Raw genomic sequence first — 19,156 nt, 5'->3', positions numbered from 1 at the left:
GTCAGGGGGCTGTGAGAGTGAAGGAGAGCGTGTGTGAAATCTGACCGTGACGAGCAGTTCCACAGCTTCGTGCTCAGTCGCCGCGCCGGGCTGGTCCGCACGGCGACGCTGCTGACCGCGGGTGACGCGCATCTGGCGGAGGATCTGGTCCAGTCCACCCTGACCAAGCTGTACGTCGCCTGGCCGGCGTTCCAACGGGCGGACAATATCGAGGGCTACCTGCGCCGAACCCTGGTCAACGCGCTCACCGACGAACGCCGTCGGTGGTGGCGCCGCCACGAACGCCCGGTGGCGGAACTTCCGGACCGGCCCCGCGCCGAACCGAGCAGCGGCGGCGACCTCGACGACGGCCTGCGCGCGGCCCTTCGTGACCTGCCACCGAAGATGCGCGCCGCAGTGGTTTTCCGCTACTTCTACGACCTTTCCGTAGCCGACACCGCCGACGCCCTCGGCTGCTCCGAGGGAACGGTGAAGAGCCAGACCGCCCGCGCCCTGGACCGGTTGCGGGCCGCCCTTGACGAATCTTCCCTGACAGGAGTCACCCGATGATGGATCTGCACGACCGGCTCGCCCGGATCGCCGGCCCAGCCGTCGCGCCGTCGGCCGCCGAGGCCGACGCCGACCTGGCCCGGGGCCGCCGGGCGCTGCGCCGCCGCCGGTCCGCCCGCGCGCTCGGTGCCTCAGCCTTCGCGGTCGTCGCGCTGGCCGTCGCCGTCACCATCGGCACCCAGGCCGGCCCGACCACCACCACTGCCGACAACGCTCCGGCCCAAGCCGTGGCTACCCGCCTGGTGGCCTACGAGGGCGAGCAGCCTCAAGGCTTTACGATCGACAAAGTCCCAGCGGGCTGGGAGATCCAGGGCGGCGACGCCGCCACCCTGACGATCGCTCCAGAGAACGGGGCGAACAAAAGCCCGAACGTCTACGTGGACAAGATCCTCATCACCCTGCGGTCAGGGAGCGACCACTCCACCCCGACCGGTACGCAAGTTGAGGTCGGCGGCAAGCCGGGCGTGCTCAATAACGGCGATGGCACCACTGACGGCCTCAAGAACCTGTTGGTCAAGCAGCCCGACGGCGTCTGGCTGCTGGTGCAGATCTGGGACGCCCGCGGCTGGACCCAGCAGGACATCATCGAGTTCGCCGACGGGATCCACGTCCAGCCGGGCGTCGTACACACCTTCGACTGATGGTGCGTCGTCCGCCGCGCACCTGCTCAAGGTGCGCGGCGGGCGAGGCGGGACGACCGCCGAGCTGATCAGTCGGCGGACCGCTTGGCCTTCCCGATCGAGCCGAGGTGGGTGTGCTCGAAGCCTTCGGTGGTCTTGAGGCCGTAGCCGAGGGCGCGATCGACGGCGATGTGGAACACCCACGCGATGGCGAGGACGCCGAGCCAGTCGATCGGCTCCCGGACTGCGGCGAGGGCCACCGCGACCGCGCCGAGCAGCGCCGGCAGCGCGTAGGAGTGCACCAGGTTGTAGCAGAAGGCACCCACGTGTGGGCCGCGCAGGTAGCCGACCATGGACAGGTCGAAGATCAGGAACAGGGCGAGCAGCCACCACCACGCGTACCCGACGGCGACGGTCACCACGACGGCGAAGGCCGCCACCACGACGCCCTCGATGCGCTGTGTCTGGACCGGGTTCAACATCCGACATCTCCAAGCTGGCGGTTCAGGGGTCACAGCCAGTCGTGCTCGCGGGCGTAGCGCGCGGCCTCGTGGCGGGTGTGGGTCTGGGTCTTCTGCATGGCGTTGGAGAGGTAGTTGCGTACGGTGCCCTGGGCGAGGTGCAGCCGGGCGGCGATGTCGGCGACCGAGTAACCCTCGCTCGTCACCCGCAGCACGTCGAGTTCCCGCTCGGTCAGCGGGCAGTCGTCGACGATGGCGAGCGCGGACACGTCGGGGTCGATCCACCGTCTGCCCGCGTGCAGGTCGGTGATGACCGAGGCGATGTGGGCCGGCTCGGCCGACTTGCTGACGAAACCCTGGACGCCGAGCTTCAGCGCCTTTCGCAGCACGCCGGGCCGGGCGTGTCGGGTCAGCATGAGGACCACCTGCTCGGGCCGGACGCGGCGGATCTGCGTGATGGCGCCGAGGCCGTCCGTGCCGGGCATCTCCAGGTCGATGACCAGCACGTCGGGCTGGTGCCGCAACGTGGCCTCGACGGCGGTCTCGCCGTTGGTCGCCTCGGCGACGATGTCGATGTCACCTTCGAGCGGCAGCAGCGCCGCCAGCGCCTTGCGCAGCAGGGCCTCGTCGTCAGCGAGCACGATGGTGGTGGTCATCGTTGATCCTCCGCAGCGCCGCCGGTGACCGCGTCGGCCCGGGCGGCCGGGAATCTCACGGCGGTCAGGAAACGTCCGTCCTGCTGTCGTACGGTCAGCTCGCCACCGTCGGCTGCCAGCCGTTGCCGGAGGTTGGACAGCCCTCTGAGTTCGGGCAGCGTATCGCCGCTCACGCCGTCGTTGACGATCGAGATGCCGGCTTCGGAGAGCGTGATCCGCACCTGGGTGGCCTGTGCGTGTCGCAGGATGTTCGTGGTGGTCTCGCGCAGGACCTGGCCGAGCAGTTCGCTGCTGCGCGGATCCACCTCGGCCTCCCGGGTCACCCGGACCCGGATGCCCGCCGCCTCGAACAGGTTCTTCGCGTTCTCGAGTTCCGCCGAGAGATTGAGTCGGCGCTGGGCGTACGCCAGTTCCTTGGTCTGGGTGATGGTGTCGCTCACCAGCGCGTACGTCTCCCGCAGCTCCTTCTCGGCGCGGTCGGTGTCGCGGCGCACCAGTTTCCGGGCGAGTGCGATCTTCAGCTTGACCACGTGCAGGGTGTGGCCCTGGATGTCGTGCAGATCGCTGGCGAAGCGGACGCGTTCCCGGATGACCGCCAGCTCCGCTTCGCGCTCTCGGGCGTGGTCCAGCTCCCGGATGAGGTCGTAGAAGCGCTCGCCGACGATCGTCAGGACGGTCACCAGGATGGTGAGGCCCGTCGGGACGAGGACGTAGGTGATCAGGACGCCGCGGACGTCGTCCTGATCGACCAGGAGTCGCATCGCGCCGACGGCGGCGACGTAGCTGAACAGTCCGACCGCTGCCAGGGCCCGGCGTCGTACCTCGCGGAGGGCGAGAGACCCCACGGCGCAGATGCCCCAGTAGGCGTTGGGGCTGCCGGTCAGCAGCGCCCCGAGCGGCCACACCACAGCCCCGACGATCGTGCAGGGTAGAGCGACCCGGGCGAGGTCGTCCGCCGTCCAGCGTTCGAAGGCCACCACCGCCGCCACGGCACCCGGGGCCAGGACGATGAGATGCCACCAGGTGTGCGCGTCGGTGGCCAGGAGTACCACCGCGGCGAACACGACCGGCGGCAGTGACGTGAGGAGATTGATCCGGCGCAGCCGCCTCTGCGTCGTCTTGGTGAAGGCCGGCGGTCTCGCGGTCACCCAGCCAGTATTCCCACGTCCAGACCGGGCTGGCAGTGACACCACGTCACATGTACCCATGACGTGGCGCCACTGAACGATCGCCGCGACCGCTGCTGTCATTGGGGCATGTCCACGACACCAGTGATCGAAGTCGAACGGCTGAACGTCAAGTACGGCGACTTCCACGCCGTGAAGGATCTTTCCTTCGAGGTCCGGCGCGGTGAACTGTACGCGCTGCTCGGCACGAACGGGGCGGGGAAGACCTCGACCCTGGAGACCATCGAGGGGCACCGGACGCCGACCTCCGGCACCGTACGCGTCTTCGGGCACCAGCCGGGTGACCGTCGGGTGGTCCGTCCCCGGATGGGGGTGATGCTCCAGGAGAGCGGTTTCTCCCCCGACCTCACGGTTCGTGAGTCGGTCCGGCTGATCGGCACCCTGACCCGGCGCACCGACGACGTCGACCGGGTGCTCGACGTCGTCGATCTCACCGGCAAGGCCGGCCGGAAGGTGTCACAGCTCTCCGGTGGGGAGAAGCGGCGGCTGGACTTCGCCACCGCCGTCTACGGCACCCCGGAGCTGATCTTCTTGGACGAGCCGACCACCGGCCTGGACGTCCAGTCACGCGACCACCTGTGGACGACCGTGGACCGGCTCCGGGAGAACGGCGCGACGATCGTGCTGACCACGCACTACCTGGAGGAGGCGCAGCAGCGCGCCGACCGGATCGGGCTCATGCACGAGGGCACCTTCCACCGGGAGGGCACCGTCTCCGAGCTGACCCGCACCCTGCCGGCCGTCATCCGCTTCTCGCTGCCACCTGCGGTGCCGGCGCTGCCGTTGCAGGCGGCCAGGGACGGCGACGGCAAGGTCGTGATCGAGACCTTCGGGCTGCAGAAGGACCTGCACCTCCTGCTCGCCTGGGCGCAGGACCACGCGGTGGAACTGCGGGACCTGGAGGCCGGACCGACCCGACTCGACAACGTCTTCCGCGCCATCAGCGGCTGACCCGTCTCCCCGAGAGGAATTCTTCCCGTGTTCCCCATCGCCTTCAGCGAGTTGATCCAGATCTTCCGGAACCGGCTGGTGCTGGTCACCAGCTTCATCATCCCGGTGGTCGTCTCCGCGTACTTCGTCCGGCAGCACGAGACCTTCGCCGCACTCGGCAGCCTCGGCTACATCGCGGCGATCGTGCTGTTCACCGTGGCCGCGTTCGGGCTCTACGCCACGACCGTGACGACCCTGGCGTCCCGGCGGCAGAATCTCTTCCTCAAGCGGTTGCGCTCCACGGCCATCGGGGACCCCGGCATTCTCGCCGGCCTGCTGTTGCCCGCCACCGTCGTCGCGCTGGTGCAGGTCGCGGCGATCCTGACCGCCCTGGCCATGGTCGCCGGCGGGCCGGCCAACATACCCCTGCTGGTGGTGGCGATCGTCGCGACCGTGGCCATGCTGATCGGCCTGGGTCTGGCCACCGCCGGCCTGACGAACTCACCCGAGCACGCCCAGGTCACCACCCTGCCCGTCACCCTCGGCGTGATCGGCGTGGCCAGCTGGGTGGGCATCAGCGGCACCGAGGATCTCGCCCTGCTCAAGCGGCTGCTGCCCGGTGGTTCCGCCACCGAGATGGTGATGAACGCCTGGAACGGTGGCGTCGCCGTGACGGACTCCCTGCTCCTGCTGGCCCCGACGCTGGGCTGGGTCGTGATCGCCGTCGTGGCGGCCACCCGCCTGTTCAAGTGGGAACCCCGCCGCTGAGGGCGGCGAGCGACACCGAGGTGCGCGCGACACCCGATCAGACCTCGCGTGAAGACATACGACAAGGAGTGATCGTGACCGCAGAGACGTCGCAACCCGGCTCACCGACTCTGGTGGAGGACCTGCTGCTCCTGCTGTTCCAGCCGAGGTCGGGCACCATCGCCGGAGAGAACACCCTCTTCTACGTCCTCGCCGGGGCGGTCCTCGCGGATCTCGCCCTCGCCGACCGGGTGACGATGGCGGACCGACGCAAGGTGAGCATCGTCGAGGGGCGTGCACCGTCGGACGAGCTTCTCCGATCGGCGTGGGACTACGTCTCCGAGAAGCCCCGCGGCGTCCAGACGGTGCTCGCCGCGATCGGCCCGGAACTGCGCAAGCCGGTGTTGGAGCGGCTCATCGGACGCGGCGACATCCGGCGGGAGGATCGTAAGATGCTCGGCCTGTTCCGGACGACCGCGCTGCGCGACGGTGGCACCGGACGCCGGGCGCGCCTGCTGGAGGAGGTCCGGCAGGTCCTCGTGGACGGCGCGGAACCGTCGGCCCGGGTGGCCGCGCTCGCGGCACTGCTGTCGGGCAGCGGAACTCTTCCCCAGTTCTACCGCGACATCCCGTGGACCACGCCCGTGATCAAACGCGCGAAAGAACTCGAGCAGGGCAACTGGGGCGCCGGTGCGGCGGCGGAGGCCGTCACCCGGACCATCACCGCGACCGTCGTCAACAGTGTCATCGTCAGCACCACGGTGATACCCCGAAGCTAGGCCGCCGGTGACCGGGCAACCCAGCCTGCAACTTCGCGGATGTTGTCGTGTCTGGCGGACCTCGGGCCGCAACATCACCGAAGTTGCGGGCCGGGAGTCGCGGTGGGCAACGGGGGTGGCGGTGCGGGCGGAGGGCGGGTCAGGTGTAGAGGGTGGTGGCGTACCGGGGGCCGTAGTGGCGTCACTGCCGGTCACGCTCGTGCAGTTGGGTGCGCTCCTTGGCGACTGCGCGGGGGCCGGGGGTGCCGAGCAGGTCGGTCAATTCGGCTGCGGATGTGATCTCCACCGTCACTGGGTGCCTCCCCGTGGAGTTGACCGTGGTGGCGGCACCCGGGCGGGAAACCGCCATGGTCACTCTAGTCGCGCCCGACCGTCAGGTTTGTCCCCCGGTGCCCGGGGGTACGGCCCACAGAGCGCTTTCGAACAACAGTGGAGGCCCGGAGATGGAGAGTCGACTCAAGATCCTGGGGCACCCCGTCCATCCGATGCTTGTGATGTTTCCCTTCGCCCTACTGGTCACCGCCGTGCTCTTCGACGTCATCGACACGGTCGGCGGGCCGGACTTCCTCGGCGAGGTGGCGTACTGGAACCTCACCGTCGGTCTGATCGGCGGCCTGCTGGCGGCGGCGGCCGGCACGTTCGATCTGCTGGCGATCCCCTCCGGAACCCGGGCGAAGCGGGTGGCGCTCACCCATGCTGTCGCTAACCTCGCGGCGATCCTGCTCTTCGCCGCCGTCTGGGTGGTGCGGCTCAACGCCGATTCGCGGGGGGCGGGCGGGGCACTGATCGCCATCGAGGTGGTGGCGCTGGGCATTCTCGGGGTCGGCGGCTGGCTGGGCGGTGAACTCGTCGACCGGCTCGGCGTCGGGGTCGACCGGGAGGCCAACCTCGACGCGCCGAGCTCGTTGCGGCCGGCGGCCGCCAGTCAACGGATGGGAGACGCGCGATGACCAGGCCGGGACGCGGTTGGCGGGGCGGCCAGCAGGGCTGGGACCCGATGGGCGAGCTGCAGTCGCTGCGGGCCGAGCTGAGCCGGCTGGTCGGCGGCCGTCCGGGGCCGCCCGAGGTGGAGCTGGGCGAGACCAGCGACGGCTGGGAGGTGGTCGTCCGGCTGCCCGGCGTCGCCCCCGAGGAGGTCGCGGTGGAGCTGGACGACCGCGAGCTGTGCGTACGGGCGCGGACGGAGGCCGAGGTCAACGCCGACCACGGCATTCCCGGCGGGTTCGAGACCCGGGGCTTCGAGTACCGCGTGCAATTGCCGTCGCGGGTGGACCCCGAGGCGATCGACGCGGTGATGGACCACGGTCTGCTGCGGGTACGGCTGCCCCGGGCGAACCGGCCCGCGCCGCGCACCATCACCGTCGGTCGTACCGGACCGCGTTCGACGGGCCCCGCCGGTGGCGTGCCTAGCGTCGACCCGGCGGCGGACCGGGAACTGCACCAGCCGGACGTCGCCACCGGCGATTCCGGCCGGTAGCGCGCCCGGTGGCTTCGGCCGTGCTGGGAGGGGCCGCCGACCGGGTTCCGGACGTGGCCCGGATCGCCGTGCTGCGCGCCAACGCGCTCGGTGACTTCATCTTCGTACTGCCCGCGCTGGAGGCGCTGCGGGCCGCGTACCCGCAGGCGGAGATCGTGTTGCTCGGCGCGCCCTGGCACGAGCAGCTGTGGCGCGACCGGCCGGGCCCGGTCGACCGGGTACTTGTGGTGCCGCCCGCGCCGGGGATCCGGACGGCGACCGAGGGCGAGCCCGAGTCGAGCACTGTCGACTTCCTGGCCGCCGCCCGCGCGGAGCGGTTCGACCTGGCGCTGCAACTGCACGGCGGCGGCGCCAACTCCAATCCGCTGGTGGCCGCGCTCGGCGCCCGGCTCACCGCGGGCCTACGGGCCGAGGACGCGCCGCCGCTGGACCGCTGGCTGCGCTACGTCTACTACCAGCACGAGGTGATCCGGTACCTGGAGGCGGTGGCCCTGGTGGGCGCCGCGGCCACCACGATCATCCCGGCGCTGGCGGTCACCGAGACCGACCGGACCGAGGCGCGCACCGTGCTCGGTGAGTCGGAACGTCCCCGGGTGGCGTTGCATCCCGGTGCGACGGACACCCGTCGTCGCTGGCCCGCCGACCGCTTCGGGGAGGTGGCCCGGACGCTGCACGCCGACGGGTACGAAATCCTCGTCACCGGCACCTCTGCCGAGCGGGAGGTGGTCGACCAGGTGGTGGCCACCGCCGGGGTACCGGTCCGACCACAGGTCGGCACGCTCAGCCTGGGTGGGCTGGCCGGCTGCTACGCCGGATGCGAGCTGGTGGTCTCCAACGACACCGGGCCACTGCACCTGGCCGCCGCCGTCGGTACGCCGACCGTCGGCATCTTCTGGGTCGGCAACCTGATCACCACCGCTCCCGTGACGCGGGGCCGGCACCGGCCGATCACCTCGTGGACGGTGCACTGCCCGGTCTGCGGGGTGGACTGCACCCCCGGCATCTACCCGCACCGTCCGGGCGACGGCGACTGCCCGCACCGCGACTCCTTCGTCACCGACGTGCCGGTGGCCGAGGTGTTGGAAGCCGCCCGCGAACTGCTGTTCCGTTGACGAATCGCGCCGGCTCAGGCGTCCGGCTCCAGCGAGGCGAGGACGACCTCCCACGCCTCCACGTCGCGTTCGGTGACCGTGGTCGGTGACTCCAGGTGGTAGGCGCCGCTGGGCAGGACGCCGGCACCGCCGTGCCGCGCCAGCACGGCGAGTTGCGCGGCGACGTCCTCGCCCTGGTGCCGCGCCGGTACCCGTCGCCAGAAGCCGAATCCGCCGGCGTCGACGAGCTTGGCCCGGTCGTAGAGCACGCAGCCGCCGACCCAGGACACCTGGTACGCCCGCCAGTCACCGTCGGCGAGCGCCAGTGACGCCGTCACGTGCAGCAGGTTCGCCGCGGAGTGGATCTGCGCCCGGTCCCACTCGGGCGTGCCCGGCCGGACCCGCTCCGGCACCGGTCGGCCGGTCCACTCCCGGTAGTGCCGGTGCGTGTCTGGCCGGACGTCGCCCAGGTAGGACAGGCCGTGCACCCCGTTGCCGACGAAGCCGCAGCCCAGCTCGCCGATCGCGGTCACCAGCCGGCGCAGGGTGCCCGGTTCCAGCCAGACGTCGTCGTCGAGGAAGAGGACGTACCGCGCGACGGAGGCGTCGAGCAGGAAGCTGCGGTGCTCGGCGAGCCCGCGTCGAGGCAGTCGCCGGGTCAGTAGCACCGGATGCTTCCGGTGGCGCAGCGCCCGGACCATGGTGGCCGCCGCCGGGTGGAGGTATCCGGGGTCGCCGTCGGACTGGTCGCTGACCACCACGCCGAATCCCGGCACCCCCTCCTGCGCGGCGAGCCCGGCGAGGGTGACGGCGAGTTCGGTGGGCCGGTTGCGGGTCGGGACGAGCACGTCGACCAGCCGGTCGACGCGGAACTGCGCGGGCGTGCCGGCGTCGAGGGGTCGGTTCACGGCGCCTTGCCGGTCAGCGGCGGCGCGTCCGCACCGGTCGTGGCGGTTCCGGTGCCGGTCGCGCCGGACGTCTCCACCGCCGGCTTGGGAGCGGCCTGCGCGCCGGTCGCGCCCTCCTGCCCGTACGCGCGGATCCGGTCGATGATCGCCGACGTGGAGCGGTCCGGCACGTACCCCAGGGTGCGTACCTGGCCGCCCAGCCGTTGCACCAGCGGCGCCTCCGGCACCAGCTCGGGCGGGTAGTCGCCGCCCTTGACGTAGACGTCCGGCCGGACGGCTTCGATGAGGGCGGCCGGGGAGTCCTCCTCGAACACCACCACGTGGTCGACGCAGGTCAGCGCGGCGAGCAGGGCGGCCCGGTCCTCGATCGGGTTCACCGGCCGGTCCGCACCCTTCAACCGGCGTACGCTGCCGTCGGAGTTGACCGCCACCACCAGCAGGTCGCCGAGGGCGCGGGCCTGTTCCAGGTACCGCACGTGCCCCCGGTGCAGCACGTCGAAGCAGCCGTTGGTGAAGACGATCGAGCGGCCGGCCCGCCGGTGTTCGGCGACGATCTCCGTCAGGTGCCCGGTGTCGACGAGTACCTGCCGGTCGTCGGGTGCCGGTCGGCCCAACGCGGCCAGCAGGTCCTCGCGGCGGCACACGCAGGTGCCGGTGCCGGCGACGGTGCTCGTCGCGGCGAGCTGGGCAAGGTGCGCGGCGGTGGACAGCGGAGCGTCGGCGGCCAGCGCGAGGGTCATCGCCGCCAGGTAGGCGTCACCGGCGCCGACGGCGTGGCTGGCGGGCACGGGCGTGCTGTGACTGCGGGCGGGCGCACCGTCGACACCGCCGACCACCGCGCCCTCGGTGTCCAGGGTCACCGCGACCACCGCCGCGCCGGTGTGGGCACGCAGCTCGGCGAGCCGCGACTCGGCCAGGACGGCCCGGTCCACGCCGGCACCGACCTCGGCGTTCACGGTCACCCCGGTGCCGGTCACGCTGAGCCCGTCGCGGGTCATCGCCACCCGACTCTCGCCCGGGGTCGGCTCGCCGGTGGGCCCGTCGGTACGCCGCATCCCGGCCTCGCCCGGCGCCGTGCCGACGGTCAGTTCGGACGGCCCGTCGGCCGGGTCGACCTCGGGATGCTCCAGGTGCAGCTCACGGCCACCGGCCGCCGGCGAGGCGCCGGTGCCGGTGCCGGCCGGGTCAGCGGACGTCGCCGGGTTCGTGGTCGGCCGGACCATGCCCGCGCGGGCGAGCAGGCGGGTGGCCTCGGCGAAGCTCGGGGTCACCACGGTCGGCGCGAGGCCCCGCCAGTCGGCGAGGTCGTGGGCGTCGAGCGCGACCGTGGCGTACCGGTCCCGGTGCTCGACCAGCCAGGCGCGTACCGGCGCGGGCAGCGCGCCCAGACCGTAGTCGCAGACCACCAGGGCCGGTTTCTCGCCTCCACTGGCCGCCCGCAGCTCCTCAGTCGCACAGTCCAGGGCGGTGAGCAGGCAGTCCACCCCCAGGTCGCTGAGCGGGTCGTCCGGGTCGCCGGAGTCCTCCCGCAGCAGGATCTGGTCGCCGGCCAGCATCCGACGCTTGACCGGGGTGTAGCGGCCCGGCTGGCTGACGGTGCGGTCCCAGACGCCGGCCCGGTCGAGGCAGTCGTGCAGCTCGTCACCGGCGGCGTCGGCCCCGACGGGCGCCACCAGCACCGAGCGCCCGCCCAGCGTGGCGATGTTGACGGCGGTGTTGGCGGCACCACCCGCCGCCGAGATACGGCGGCGCAGGGTGAGGACCGGGGCGGGGGCTTCCCGGCACAACCGGTCGGAGTCGGCGAACCGCCACTCGTCGAGCATGGCGTCACCGATCACCAGGACCGGACGCCCGAGCCAGCTCTGCACGACGTCGGCGAGCCGGAGCTGTTCCGCTGCTGCTCGTGCCATGCCGGCGGTTCCCCTCCGCTCGGCGGGGTCAAACCTGCCGGCCGGGCACCCGCTGACGGCGACGTGCGGTGGGCCACCGTCCGGCCGCGTTTCGTGACGTCGGCACCGGGAACGGATACGGACGTACCCCCGGAAAGGAGAACACTGTGGCAGCGACGTTGCAGGGCAAGCGAATAGCCTTCCTGGCCACCGACGGCGTGGAAGAGGTCGAGTACGTCCAGCCGCGTCAGGCCGTCGAGCAGGCCGGTGCGACCGCCGAGCTGGTGTCGATCAAGCCTGGGAAGATCACCTCCTTCGAGCACCTGGACCCCTCCACCACGTACGAGGTGGATGTCAGTGCGGCCGACGCGGATCCCGCCCGGTACGACGCGCTGGTGCTGCCCGGTGGGGTGGCCAACCCGGACTTCCTGCGCACCGACTCCGACGCCGTCCGGTTCGTGAAGTCGTTCTTCGACGCCGGCAAGCCGGTCGGGGTGATCTGCCACGGGCCGTGGACGCTCGTCGAGGCGGACGTGGTGCGGGGTCGGCGGCTGACCAGTTGGCCCAGCCTGCGCACGGACCTGGTGAATGCCGGCGCGGAATGGGTCGACGAGCAGGTCGTGACCGACAACGGGCTGGTCAGCAGCCGCAAGCCCGATGACCTGCCGGCTTTCTGCGCCAAGATCGTCGAGGAGTTCGCCGAGGGTCGGCACTGATCCGCCGACAGCGCTCGTTCGGTGGCCTCGCCCGTCCGGGCGGGGCCACCGTGCTGCCTGGTCACTTCAGGATCAGGCGGTTGGTCTGCTCGAAGACGTCCAGGTCGGCCAGGGTCTCCAGGACACTTGCCGAGAGCGGCTGGGGCATCGCCTCGCGGTGGAAGAAGCCCGCGTCACTCGTCTCGTCGGTGATCCGGGCCAGCCGCCCGTCCCACTCCTCCACCCGGAACGCGGTGGTGAAGATCTGGTAGGTGTGGCCGTACATGTTGGTGTGGGTGCGGTCCGGGCCGGTGTAGAGGGCGAAGGCGCTCACCCGCAGCGCCCGCAGCCCGGTCTCCTCGCGTACCTCCCGCACGGCGCAGTCCGCGATCGACTCGCCCAGCTCCATCGCGCCGGCGGGCAGTGCCCACTGCCCATTGTCGGAGCGGCGGATCAGCAGGATGCGGGCCGAGCTGTCGCGCACCACGGCCCGCGCGCCGACGAACATCAGCGTCCGGTCGCCGGCCAGGGCGCGTAGCTGCCCGACGTACGAATCAGCCCAGGAGATGCTCACCCGGACAATTTACGGGGGTTCCCAACGTGTGACCGGCGACACTAACTTGTTACCCATGCGTAGCACGATGATGGACGCCCCCCTTCAGGTCTCCCGGATCCTCGAACACGGCGCCACCGTGCACGGCGCGGCCGAGGTGGTGACGTGGACCGGCGCCGAGCCGCGCCGCAGCACGTACGCCGACGTCGGGCGGGACGCCGCCCGGCTCGCGCACGCGTTGCGGACGGAGTGCGGGGTGACCGGCGACGAGCGGGTCGCCACCTTCATGTGGAACAACACCGAGCACCTGGTGGCGTACTTCGCGGTGCCCAGCATGGGTGCGGTGCTGCACACGCTCAACATCCGGCTCTTCCCCGACCAGGTCACCTACATCGCCAACCACGCCGAGGACCGGGTGGTGCTGGTCGACGCGACGTTGATCCCGCTGCTGGCGAAGTCCCTCGGCGGCATGACAAGCGTGCGACACGTGGTGGTGGTCGGCGGTGGCGATCCCGCCCCGCTGCTGGCGGCGGCGGGCGACCGGATCGCCGTACACCACTGGGACGCGCTGCTGGCCGACCGCCCGGAGGTGTACGACTGGCCCGAGGTGGACGAACGCGACGCCGCCGCCCTCTGCTACACCTCCGGCACCACCGGCAACCCCAAGGGGGTGGCCTACTCGCACCGCTCGATCTACCTGCACTCGTTGCAGATCTGCATGCCGGAGGGGTTCGGGCTCGGGCCGACCGACCGGGAACTGGCCATCGTGCCGATGTTCCACGCGATGTCGTGGGGGCTGCCGTTCGCGGCGTTCCTCTCCGGCGCGTCGCTGGTGATGCCGGACCGTTTCCTCCAGGCCGCGCCGATCGCCGAGATGATCGCCGCCGAGCGGCCGACGCTGGCCGGTGCGGTGCCGACCATCTGGACCGACCTGCTCGCCTACCTGGACAGCCACGACGTCGACACCTCCTCGCTCACGGAGGTGATCGTCGGTGGTTCGGCCTGCCCGCCGTCGCTGATGCACGCGTTCGACGAGCGGCACGGCATCGACGTCATCCACGCCTGGGGGATGACCGAGATGTCGCCGCTGGGCTCGGTGTCGCGCCCACCGGCCGGGGCGAGCGGTGACGAGGCCTGGCGCTACCGGTACACCCAGGGCCGGGTGCCGGCGGGAGTGCGGGCCCGCGTCGTGGGCCCGGCCGGGGAACCGCTGCCCGCCGACGGAACCTCCGTCGGTGAGCTGGAGGTCCGTGGGCCGTGGATCGCCGCGCGGTACGTCGGGGACGACGCGCCGGACCCGGAGAAGTTCCGCGACGGCTGGCTGCGTACCGGTGACGTGGGCACGCTGTCGGCGGACGGCTACCTCACCCTCACCGACCGGGCCAAGGACGTGATCAAATCCGGTGGCGAGTGGATCTCCTCGGTGGAGCTGGAGAACGCGTTGATGGCCCATCCGGCGGTGCTGGAGGCCTGCGTGGTGGGCGTGCCGGACCAGCGGTGGGACGAACGGCCGCTGGCCACGGTGGTGCTCCGGGAGGGTGCCTCGGCGACCCCGGAGGAGTTGCGGGACTTCCTGGCCGGGTCGGTGGCGCGCTGGCAGTTGCCGGAGCGGTGGGCGTTCGTCGAGGCGGTGCCGAAGACGAGCGTCGGCAAGTTCGACAAGAAGGTGGTGCGCTCCCGGTACGCCGACGGCGACCTGAATGTGCGGGAACTGGCCACGCCGTAACGTTTTTCGGCGCATCATCGCCATTGGGAGTAGTGGCCTGCACAGACCTCTCTCCGGTGGGCGGCCCCGGCGTTCGCACCGCGCCGGGGCCGCCCGTTCCTCGCGGGGCGACCCGCAATGCCAGTATTGCGAGACTTGTTCGTCTCTGTCCTGCGGACGGCGAAAACTCCCAGGTCGAGCCGCTTATTCGTGGGCGCTGAGCAGCACCCTGCCGACCACCGAGTCCTCCACCGCCTGATGGGCGGCAGCGGCCGCCGACAGCGGATAGGAATGCAGCGGCAGACCGGCCTCCTCGCCCACCCGGATCCCGCCCTGCGCGGCCGCGGCCGCGACGTCGACCAGCGCCTGGGCCTTGGCCGCCTTCGGCATCGTGTAGACCAGCACGAACTGCCAACGGGCGTTCGGCACCATCAGCGGACCGACCGACAACGTCACCTCGTCACCGCCGTCGTTGGCGTACACGCTGACCACCCCGCCCGGGCGCAGCAGCCGGACGTCGGTGGCCGCGTTGCGGGCGGGGGAGACCTCCACGATCCCGTGCACCCCGTCGGGCGCGATCTTGTGGACCTCCTCCACCACGTCCTGTTCCCGGTAGTTCACCACCAGTGAGGCACCGGCCGCCGCGGCCAGTTGGGCCTTCTCGGCGCTGCTGACCGTGGCGATCACGCAGGCGTCGGCCCAGGACGCCAACTGGATCGCCGCGTTGCCCACGGCCCCGGCCCCACCCTGCACCAGCACCGTGTGGTCACTCAGCGCGCCGGGACGCAGGGTGTCCGGCAGATACTCACCCGAGGTCAGGCACCGGTGCGCGGTCAGAAACGGGATGCCGAGGCAGGCGCCCAGTTCGAAGGAGGCGTCGCCGAGGCGTACCGCCTGGCGGACCGGCACCACCGTGTACTCGGTGGCGGTCCCCCACGGCCGCTGCCAGGCGGCCTCCCAGACCCACACCCGCTCGCCGATCAGCTCCTGGTCGACCCCCTCGCCGACCGCCTCGACCACTCCGGCGCCGTCCTGGCCCGGTATCTGCCAGCCGGCCGGCAGCGGGCCCTGCCGGCGCGACTTCCAGTCGGTCGGGTTCACCCCGGACACCGCGACCCGCACCAGCACCTCGCCCGGACCGGGTTCCGGCACCGGCCGCTCGACCAACTGGAGCACGGAGGGATCGCCGGTGCGTTCGTACACCATCGCCTTCATGTCACCGACCGTAGGCGGGCGGGGGACCGCCCGGTGTCGGTTCAGCCCAGCCGGTCGACGACCTCCGGGGTCAACTCGTCGATCGAGTCCAGCACCGCCACGGCCAGCCGCCGAGCGTCCGGATCCAGCGGATACGCCCCGTGCGGCACCGCCACCACCGCCATCCCGGCCGCAGCCGCGGAACGGACCCCGTTGGAGGAGTCCTCCACCGCCACGCAACGGGTCGGGTCGAGGCCGAGCCGCCGGGCCACGGTCAGGTAGACATCCGGTGCCGGCTTGCCGCGCTCGGTCTCCTCGGTCGACAGCGTGCTGCGGAACGAGTCGGTCAGGTCGGTCGCGGCCAGCGCCGCGGCGATCAGCCGGGTCGGCGAGGAGCTGGCCAGCCCGAGAGGCCACCGTGCGGCCATCCGGCGGACCACGTCGACCGAGCGGTCGATCACCGGTACCCGGGCCGCGTACCGGCGGGCCATCTCCTCGGCCACCTCGGCGGCCACCTGGTCGGCGGTGCGCCGCACCCCCAACTCGTCGCTGAGGTAGCGGGCCCACTCGCCGGTGCTCATCCCCATCAGCCGACGCTGGGTGTCGTCCTGCCAGACACCCCCGTGCTCGGCCACGTAAGCCCGCCGAACCTCCTCCCACACCGGCTCGGAGTCGACGATCACCCCGTCAAGGTCGAAAACCACCCCATCCACCGTCACACCCCCATCTTCCCCCACCCACCGCGGCGTCGATCAAGAAGTTCGCGTCAGGAATCGACGAGAGGTCAGACCCGAACTTCTTGGTCAACTGGCCAGGGGTGGCAGACCGATGGGGCTGTCCGGCGGGATGACCGTGTGGGCGGCGCGGGCGATCGGGTCGAGCAGTTCGCGGAGGCGGTGTGCGCGCTCGGGGCCGAGCGTCAGCCAGGGGCGGGTGGCGGCGAGGTCGGTGGCGTCCTCGATCGCCTGAAAGGACGACCGGCCGCGCTCGGTCGGCTTGCCCTCGGCGTCCAGCCAGCCACGGACGGCGAGCCGGTCACGCGCCTGCGACCAGTCCTGCTCCGACCAGCCCCGGCCGAGCAGGTTGGCCGCCGGCATGTCGACCGCGACCCGCCAGGCGAGGGTCTCCACCGGGTCGAGGTCGGCGGCGACCAGCGCGGCCACGTGCCCGTCACCACGATGTTCGCGCAGCGTGGTGGCGGCCTGCCAGAGCCGAGCCAGCGGGTACTCACCCCGGGGCAGGCCCGCGTTAGCCGCGCCGAGCACCCGGCCGGCCGTCCCGAGCCCGTCGGTGGCGGCCTCGAGCAGGTCGGCGGCCTCCACGAGATGCCGCTCGGGCAACTCGTAGGTCAACTCGGCGAGCGCCTGCACCGCCCCGGTCAGCCGGGCGCGCAGCGCCTGGTCCGGGGTGGCCAGTTCCCACACCGCCGGCACGGCCCGGCTCACCATGTGCGGTGCGAAGTTGTAGAAGGCGGCGATCACCGGAGCCGGACCGGTCGGCCCGAGCGGGGCGGCGCGACCGGCGAAGTAGCCCCGCCAGTAGCCGCGTAGCCCGGCCGCCTCGTAGGCCGCGCGGGCGCGCGGATGGAAGTAGGTGACAGCGTGCAGCGGTTCGTAGTGCGTCCACATCAACCGGGCGGTCCGCCCGTCGGCGTCCACTGCCGTCACGTGCACCTCCGGGTTCGCTTCGACAGGCGTCCCGGGCGAGGTACCCGGGACGCCTGTCGAACCTACTGCCGGTCGGTGACCACCCGGAAGCCATCTGTGGTCAACCGCATCGATGTCCGGTGCCGGTGGGGGTGGGCGCCCCGCGGCTCACTCGGCGGCGAGCACGTCCACCACGAAGCGCAGCGGACCGGCCGGGCGACCGCCGCCACCGTCGCCGTAGGCGTCCTCGGCCGGGATGTCGAGCTGCACCCGGCTGCCCACGGTCACGCCCACCAGGCCCTTGTCCCAGCCCGGGATGACCTGCCCGACCCCGATCGGGAAGGTGGCGGGCTGTCCCCGCTCCCACGATGAGTCGAACTCCTCGCCGCTCTCGTAGAAGACGCCGACGTAGTTGGTGGTGATCGACTGGCCGGCCTTGACCTTCGGCCCGGTGCCCTCGATCAACGGGGTCACGGTCAGCTTGGTCAGCTCACCCTCCCCGGCGGTGACCGTCGGCTTGCTGCCCAGCGCCGGGTCCGCGCCCTCCGGCAGCTGCGGTGCGGGCGGCGCAGCCGGCGGGTTGGTCGCCTCGGTCGGGGCGGACGGCGTACCGGCGGCCTGCTCGGGGGCGTCCTCACCACCGCGCTGGCCCACGATCACGAACACGGTGATCAGCACCGCCACGACGGCGATGCCGGCGAACGCACCGGCCCAGGCCTGCCGGCGGCGCTTCGCCTCGGCCGCCTTCTGAGCCGCCAACTGCTCGGCCAGCCGCCGCCGCGCCTTGGTCTCCTGCTCGCTCACGTCCTCGACTCCCTGCTGAGAGGTGTGGGGTGGGTCCGGCCACGGGCAGCCGTCGCCGACACACGGTACCTGGTGTCGGACGCACTTCCGACCATCGATGGCCCGCGCCGACCGGCACGGAAATGACGATCATGGAGTCGGTGGTGGTGCCGAACCCGCCCAGAAAGGTGCATTCAGGTGATCGAGGGTGCGGTCAGGCGGACTTGCGCGGGGTGGCCTTCTTGGTGGCTTTCTTCTCCGTGGTCTTCTTGGCCGGCGTGGCCTTCTTGGCGGTGGCCTTCTTCTCGGCGGTCTTCTTCGCGGGTGCCTTCTTGGCCGGTGCCTTGGCGGTCTTCTTCTCCGCCGCCTTCTTCTGCGCGGAACGTGCCGACGAGATCGGTGTCGGCTCGGCGCCCCCGCCGGCCGGTGCCTCGCCGCGAGCCGCCCGGGCCCGCTCCACGGACGCCTTCAACGCGGCCATCAGGTCGACGGCGGCGGCGGGCGCCTCCTCGACCTCCTCCGGCTGGACCACCTCGCGGCCCTCCACCTTCGCGTCGATGACCTCCTGCAACGCCGCCCGGTAGTCGTCGGTGAACTCGTCCGGGTGGAAGTCCCCGGCCATCGAGTCGATCAGCGAGGTGGCCATCGCCAACTCCGGTGGCCGGATCTTCAGGTCCTCGTCGAGGAAACCGAAGTCCGGCTTACGGATCTCGTCGGGCCAGAGCATCGTGTTCAGCAGCAACACACCCTCGCGGACCCGCAGGGTGGCCAACTGCTCCCGCTGGCGCAGCGCCACCTTGACGATCGCCACCCGCTCCGAATCGGTCAACGCGTCCCGCAGCAGCAGGTACGGCTTGGTCGCGGCGCCCTCCGGCTCCAGGAAGTACGCCTTGTTGTAGAGGATCGGGTCGACCTGCTCGGCCGGCACGAACTCCAGCACGTCGATCGCGTGAGAGGTGCTCAACGGCAGGTCGGCGAAGTCCTCGTCAGTGAGGATGACCATCTCCCCGCCACCGATGTCGTAGCCCTTGGCGATGTCGTCGTAGCTGACCTCCTCGCCACAGACCTGGCAGGTGCGCTTGTACCGGATCCGTCCGCCGTCGGCCCGGTGCACCTGGTGGAACCGGATGTCCTTCTCCTCCGTCGCGGAATACAGCTTCACCGCGATCGAAACCAGGCCGAACGACACGGCTCCCTTCCAGATGGCCCGCATGCTGCGCTCCCTTCCCCGGTATCGACCATGCTCGCATCACAGCGAACCGGACGCGAGGTGTTCGGCCTGCTAC

21 protein-coding genes and 1 pseudogene are annotated in these 19,156 nt (G+C 71.5%); 10 read left to right on the top strand and 12 right to left on the bottom strand.

What is annotated here, in order from left to right; genetic code table 11:
* Window positions 1–33: 33 nt before the first annotated feature.
* Both O7605_RS17740 and O7605_RS17735 read left to right on the top strand, forming a co-directional pair.
* Complete coding sequence (locus O7605_RS17740; protein ID WP_269740215.1) at window positions 34–549, top strand: SigE family RNA polymerase sigma factor; 516 nt, start codon at window positions 34–36, stop codon at window positions 547–549.
* On the top strand, window positions 546–1,190 hold the full coding sequence (locus O7605_RS17735; RefSeq protein WP_269740214.1) for a hypothetical protein: 645 nt from the start codon (window positions 546–548) through the stop codon (window positions 1,188–1,190). The genes O7605_RS17740 and O7605_RS17735 overlap by 4 nt, the downstream gene beginning before the upstream one ends.
* A 68-nt stretch (window positions 1,191–1,258) precedes the next feature.
* Here O7605_RS17735 and O7605_RS17730 read toward each other — a convergent pair whose 3' ends face one another.
* From O7605_RS17730 to O7605_RS17720, 3 genes are read right to left on the bottom strand one after another with little or no spacing between them, the layout of a single operon-like run.
* A complete protein-coding gene (locus O7605_RS17730) occupies window positions 1,259–1,651 on the bottom strand; it encodes a DUF4260 domain-containing protein (protein WP_269740213.1) in 393 nt (130 codons plus the stop codon).
* Window positions 1,652–1,680: 29 nt separating this feature from the next.
* Window positions 1,681–2,286 (bottom strand): response regulator transcription factor, encoded by a 606-nt coding sequence (locus O7605_RS17725; protein ID WP_269740212.1) that lies wholly within the window; start codon window positions 2,284–2,286, stop codon window positions 1,681–1,683.
* Window positions 2,283–3,434 (bottom strand): sensor histidine kinase, encoded by a 1,152-nt coding sequence (locus tag O7605_RS17720; RefSeq protein WP_269740211.1) that lies wholly within the window; start codon window positions 3,432–3,434, stop codon window positions 2,283–2,285. Before O7605_RS17720 ends, O7605_RS17725 begins: the two co-directional genes overlap by 4 nt.
* A 108-nt stretch (window positions 3,435–3,542) precedes the next feature.
* Here O7605_RS17720 and O7605_RS17715 point away from each other — a divergent pair, with 108 nt between their 5' ends.
* The 3 genes from O7605_RS17715 to O7605_RS17705 all read left to right on the top strand — a co-directional run bounded on the left by O7605_RS17715 (window position 3,543) and on the right by O7605_RS17705 (window position 5,929).
* The gene (locus tag O7605_RS17715; protein ID WP_269740210.1) at window positions 3,543–4,424 is read left to right on the top strand and encodes an ABC transporter ATP-binding protein; all 882 of its coding nucleotides are present in this window, start codon (window positions 3,543–3,545) and stop codon (window positions 4,422–4,424) included.
* Between the two features lie 27 nt (window positions 4,425–4,451).
* Complete coding sequence (locus O7605_RS17710) at window positions 4,452–5,171, top strand: ABC transporter permease (RefSeq protein ID WP_269740209.1); 720 nt, start codon at window positions 4,452–4,454, stop codon at window positions 5,169–5,171.
* Between the two features lie 74 nt (window positions 5,172–5,245).
* The gene (locus O7605_RS17705) at window positions 5,246–5,929 is read left to right on the top strand and encodes a GOLPH3/VPS74 family protein (protein ID WP_269740208.1); all 684 of its coding nucleotides are present in this window, start codon (window positions 5,246–5,248) and stop codon (window positions 5,927–5,929) included.
* A 184-nt stretch (window positions 5,930–6,113) separates the two neighbouring features.
* Here O7605_RS17705 and O7605_RS31950 read toward each other — a convergent pair.
* Window positions 6,114–6,221: pseudogene (locus O7605_RS31950) on the bottom strand (pyridoxamine 5'-phosphate oxidase family protein); the annotation flags it as partial.
* Between the two features lie 151 nt (window positions 6,222–6,372).
* On the opposite strand from O7605_RS31950, the gene O7605_RS17700 reads away from it, so the two are divergent.
* The 3 genes from O7605_RS17700 to O7605_RS17690 are packed head-to-tail and all read left to right on the top strand — an operon-like array spanning window position 6,373 to window position 8,518.
* Complete coding sequence (locus tag O7605_RS17700; RefSeq protein ID WP_269740207.1) at window positions 6,373–6,879, top strand: DUF2231 domain-containing protein; 507 nt, start codon at window positions 6,373–6,375, stop codon at window positions 6,877–6,879.
* Window positions 6,876–7,406, top strand: a complete 531-nt coding sequence (locus O7605_RS17695; RefSeq protein WP_269740206.1) for an Hsp20/alpha crystallin family protein — start codon at window positions 6,876–6,878, stop codon at window positions 7,404–7,406. Before O7605_RS17700 ends, O7605_RS17695 begins: the two co-directional genes overlap by 4 nt.
* A gap of 8 nt (window positions 7,407–7,414) precedes the next feature.
* The gene (locus O7605_RS17690) at window positions 7,415–8,518 is read left to right on the top strand and encodes a glycosyltransferase family 9 protein (RefSeq protein ID WP_269740205.1); all 1,104 of its coding nucleotides are present in this window, start codon (window positions 7,415–7,417) and stop codon (window positions 8,516–8,518) included.
* Window positions 8,519–8,532: 14 nt separating this feature from the next.
* Here O7605_RS17690 and O7605_RS17685 read toward each other — a convergent pair whose 3' ends face one another.
* Window positions 8,533–9,405 (bottom strand): glycosyltransferase family 2 protein, encoded by an 873-nt coding sequence (locus tag O7605_RS17685; protein WP_269740204.1) that lies wholly within the window; start codon window positions 9,403–9,405, stop codon window positions 8,533–8,535.
* Entirely contained in the window at window positions 9,402–11,315 is a 1,914-nt protein-coding gene (gene rfaE2 / locus O7605_RS17680; RefSeq protein WP_269740203.1) for a D-glycero-beta-D-manno-heptose 1-phosphate adenylyltransferase, read from the bottom strand. The genes O7605_RS17685 and rfaE2 overlap by 4 nt, the downstream gene beginning before the upstream one ends.
* A 146-nt stretch (window positions 11,316–11,461) precedes the next feature.
* Here rfaE2 and O7605_RS17675 point away from each other — a divergent pair, with 146 nt between their 5' ends.
* Window positions 11,462–12,010, top strand: coding sequence for a type 1 glutamine amidotransferase domain-containing protein (locus tag O7605_RS17675; protein ID WP_269740202.1), 549 nt, complete (start codon window positions 11,462–11,464; stop codon window positions 12,008–12,010).
* Window positions 12,011–12,071: 61 nt separating this feature from the next.
* Here the strand turns inward: O7605_RS17675 and O7605_RS17670 are convergent, their stop codons facing one another.
* Complete coding sequence (locus O7605_RS17670; protein ID WP_269740201.1) at window positions 12,072–12,563, bottom strand: NUDIX domain-containing protein; 492 nt, start codon at window positions 12,561–12,563, stop codon at window positions 12,072–12,074.
* Window positions 12,564–12,618: 55 nt separating this feature from the next.
* Here O7605_RS17670 and O7605_RS17665 point away from each other — a divergent pair, with 55 nt between their 5' ends.
* Complete coding sequence (locus O7605_RS17665) at window positions 12,619–14,268, top strand: long-chain fatty acid--CoA ligase (RefSeq protein WP_269740200.1); 1,650 nt, start codon at window positions 12,619–12,621, stop codon at window positions 14,266–14,268.
* A gap of 183 nt (window positions 14,269–14,451) precedes the next feature.
* On the opposite strand, the gene O7605_RS17660 is transcribed toward O7605_RS17665, so the two are convergent.
* From O7605_RS17660 to ku, 5 genes are all read right to left on the bottom strand, one after another.
* Entirely contained in the window at window positions 14,452–15,462 is a 1,011-nt protein-coding gene (locus O7605_RS17660; RefSeq protein WP_269740199.1) for an NADPH:quinone reductase, read from the bottom strand.
* A gap of 41 nt (window positions 15,463–15,503) precedes the next feature.
* Window positions 15,504–16,160 (bottom strand): HAD family hydrolase, encoded by a 657-nt coding sequence (locus tag O7605_RS17655; RefSeq protein ID WP_269740198.1) that lies wholly within the window; start codon window positions 16,158–16,160, stop codon window positions 15,504–15,506.
* A gap of 84 nt (window positions 16,161–16,244) precedes the next feature.
* Window positions 16,245–17,069 carry an SCO6745 family protein gene (locus O7605_RS17650; protein ID WP_269742670.1) on the bottom strand — a complete coding sequence of 275 codons (825 nt, stop codon included), beginning with the start codon at window positions 17,067–17,069 and terminating at the stop codon, window positions 16,245–16,247.
* Between the two features lie 186 nt (window positions 17,070–17,255).
* Window positions 17,256–17,891 carry an FKBP-type peptidyl-prolyl cis-trans isomerase gene (locus tag O7605_RS17645; protein ID WP_269740197.1) on the bottom strand — a complete coding sequence of 212 codons (636 nt, stop codon included), beginning with the start codon at window positions 17,889–17,891 and terminating at the stop codon, window positions 17,256–17,258.
* Window positions 17,892–18,084: 193 nt separating this feature from the next.
* Window positions 18,085–19,083 carry a non-homologous end joining protein Ku gene (gene ku, locus O7605_RS17640; protein WP_269740196.1) on the bottom strand — a complete coding sequence of 333 codons (999 nt, stop codon included), beginning with the start codon at window positions 19,081–19,083 and terminating at the stop codon, window positions 18,085–18,087.
* Window positions 19,084–19,156 lie beyond the last annotated feature (73 nt).

Origin of the sequence: Verrucosispora sp. WMMA2121 (genome assembly GCF_027460185.1) — a bacterium.
Lineage (GTDB): Bacteria > Actinomycetota > Actinomycetes > Mycobacteriales > Micromonosporaceae > Micromonospora > Micromonospora palythoicola.
Note: the sequence above shows the minus strand (reverse complement) of the source record. Positions and strands in the feature narration are given on the sequence as shown.

Coding starts and splice junctions, on each gene's coding strand:
- O7605_RS17735 (WP_269740214.1), top strand. CDS start 546: ATGATGGATCTGCACGACCGGCTCGCCCGGATCGCCGGCCCAGCCGTC.
- O7605_RS17730 (WP_269740213.1), bottom strand. CDS start 1,651: ATGTTGAACCCGGTCCAGACACAGCGCATCGAGGGCGTCGTGGTGGCG.
- O7605_RS17725 (WP_269740212.1), bottom strand. CDS start 2,286: ATGACCACCACCATCGTGCTCGCTGACGACGAGGCCCTGCTGCGCAAG.
- O7605_RS17715 (WP_269740210.1), top strand. CDS start 3,543: ATGTCCACGACACCAGTGATCGAAGTCGAACGGCTGAACGTCAAGTAC.
- O7605_RS17700 (WP_269740207.1), top strand. CDS start 6,373: ATGGAGAGTCGACTCAAGATCCTGGGGCACCCCGTCCATCCGATGCTT.
- O7605_RS17695 (WP_269740206.1), top strand. CDS start 6,876: ATGACCAGGCCGGGACGCGGTTGGCGGGGCGGCCAGCAGGGCTGGGAC.
- rfaE2 (WP_269740203.1), bottom strand. CDS start 11,315: ATGGCACGAGCAGCAGCGGAACAGCTCCGGCTCGCCGACGTCGTGCAG.
- O7605_RS17665 (WP_269740200.1), top strand. CDS start 12,619: ATGCGTAGCACGATGATGGACGCCCCCCTTCAGGTCTCCCGGATCCTC.
- O7605_RS17660 (WP_269740199.1), bottom strand. CDS start 15,462: ATGAAGGCGATGGTGTACGAACGCACCGGCGATCCCTCCGTGCTCCAG.
- O7605_RS17650 (WP_269742670.1), bottom strand. CDS start 17,069: ATGTGGACGCACTACGAACCGCTGCACGCTGTCACCTACTTCCATCCG.
- ku (WP_269740196.1), bottom strand. CDS start 19,083: ATGCGGGCCATCTGGAAGGGAGCCGTGTCGTTCGGCCTGGTTTCGATC.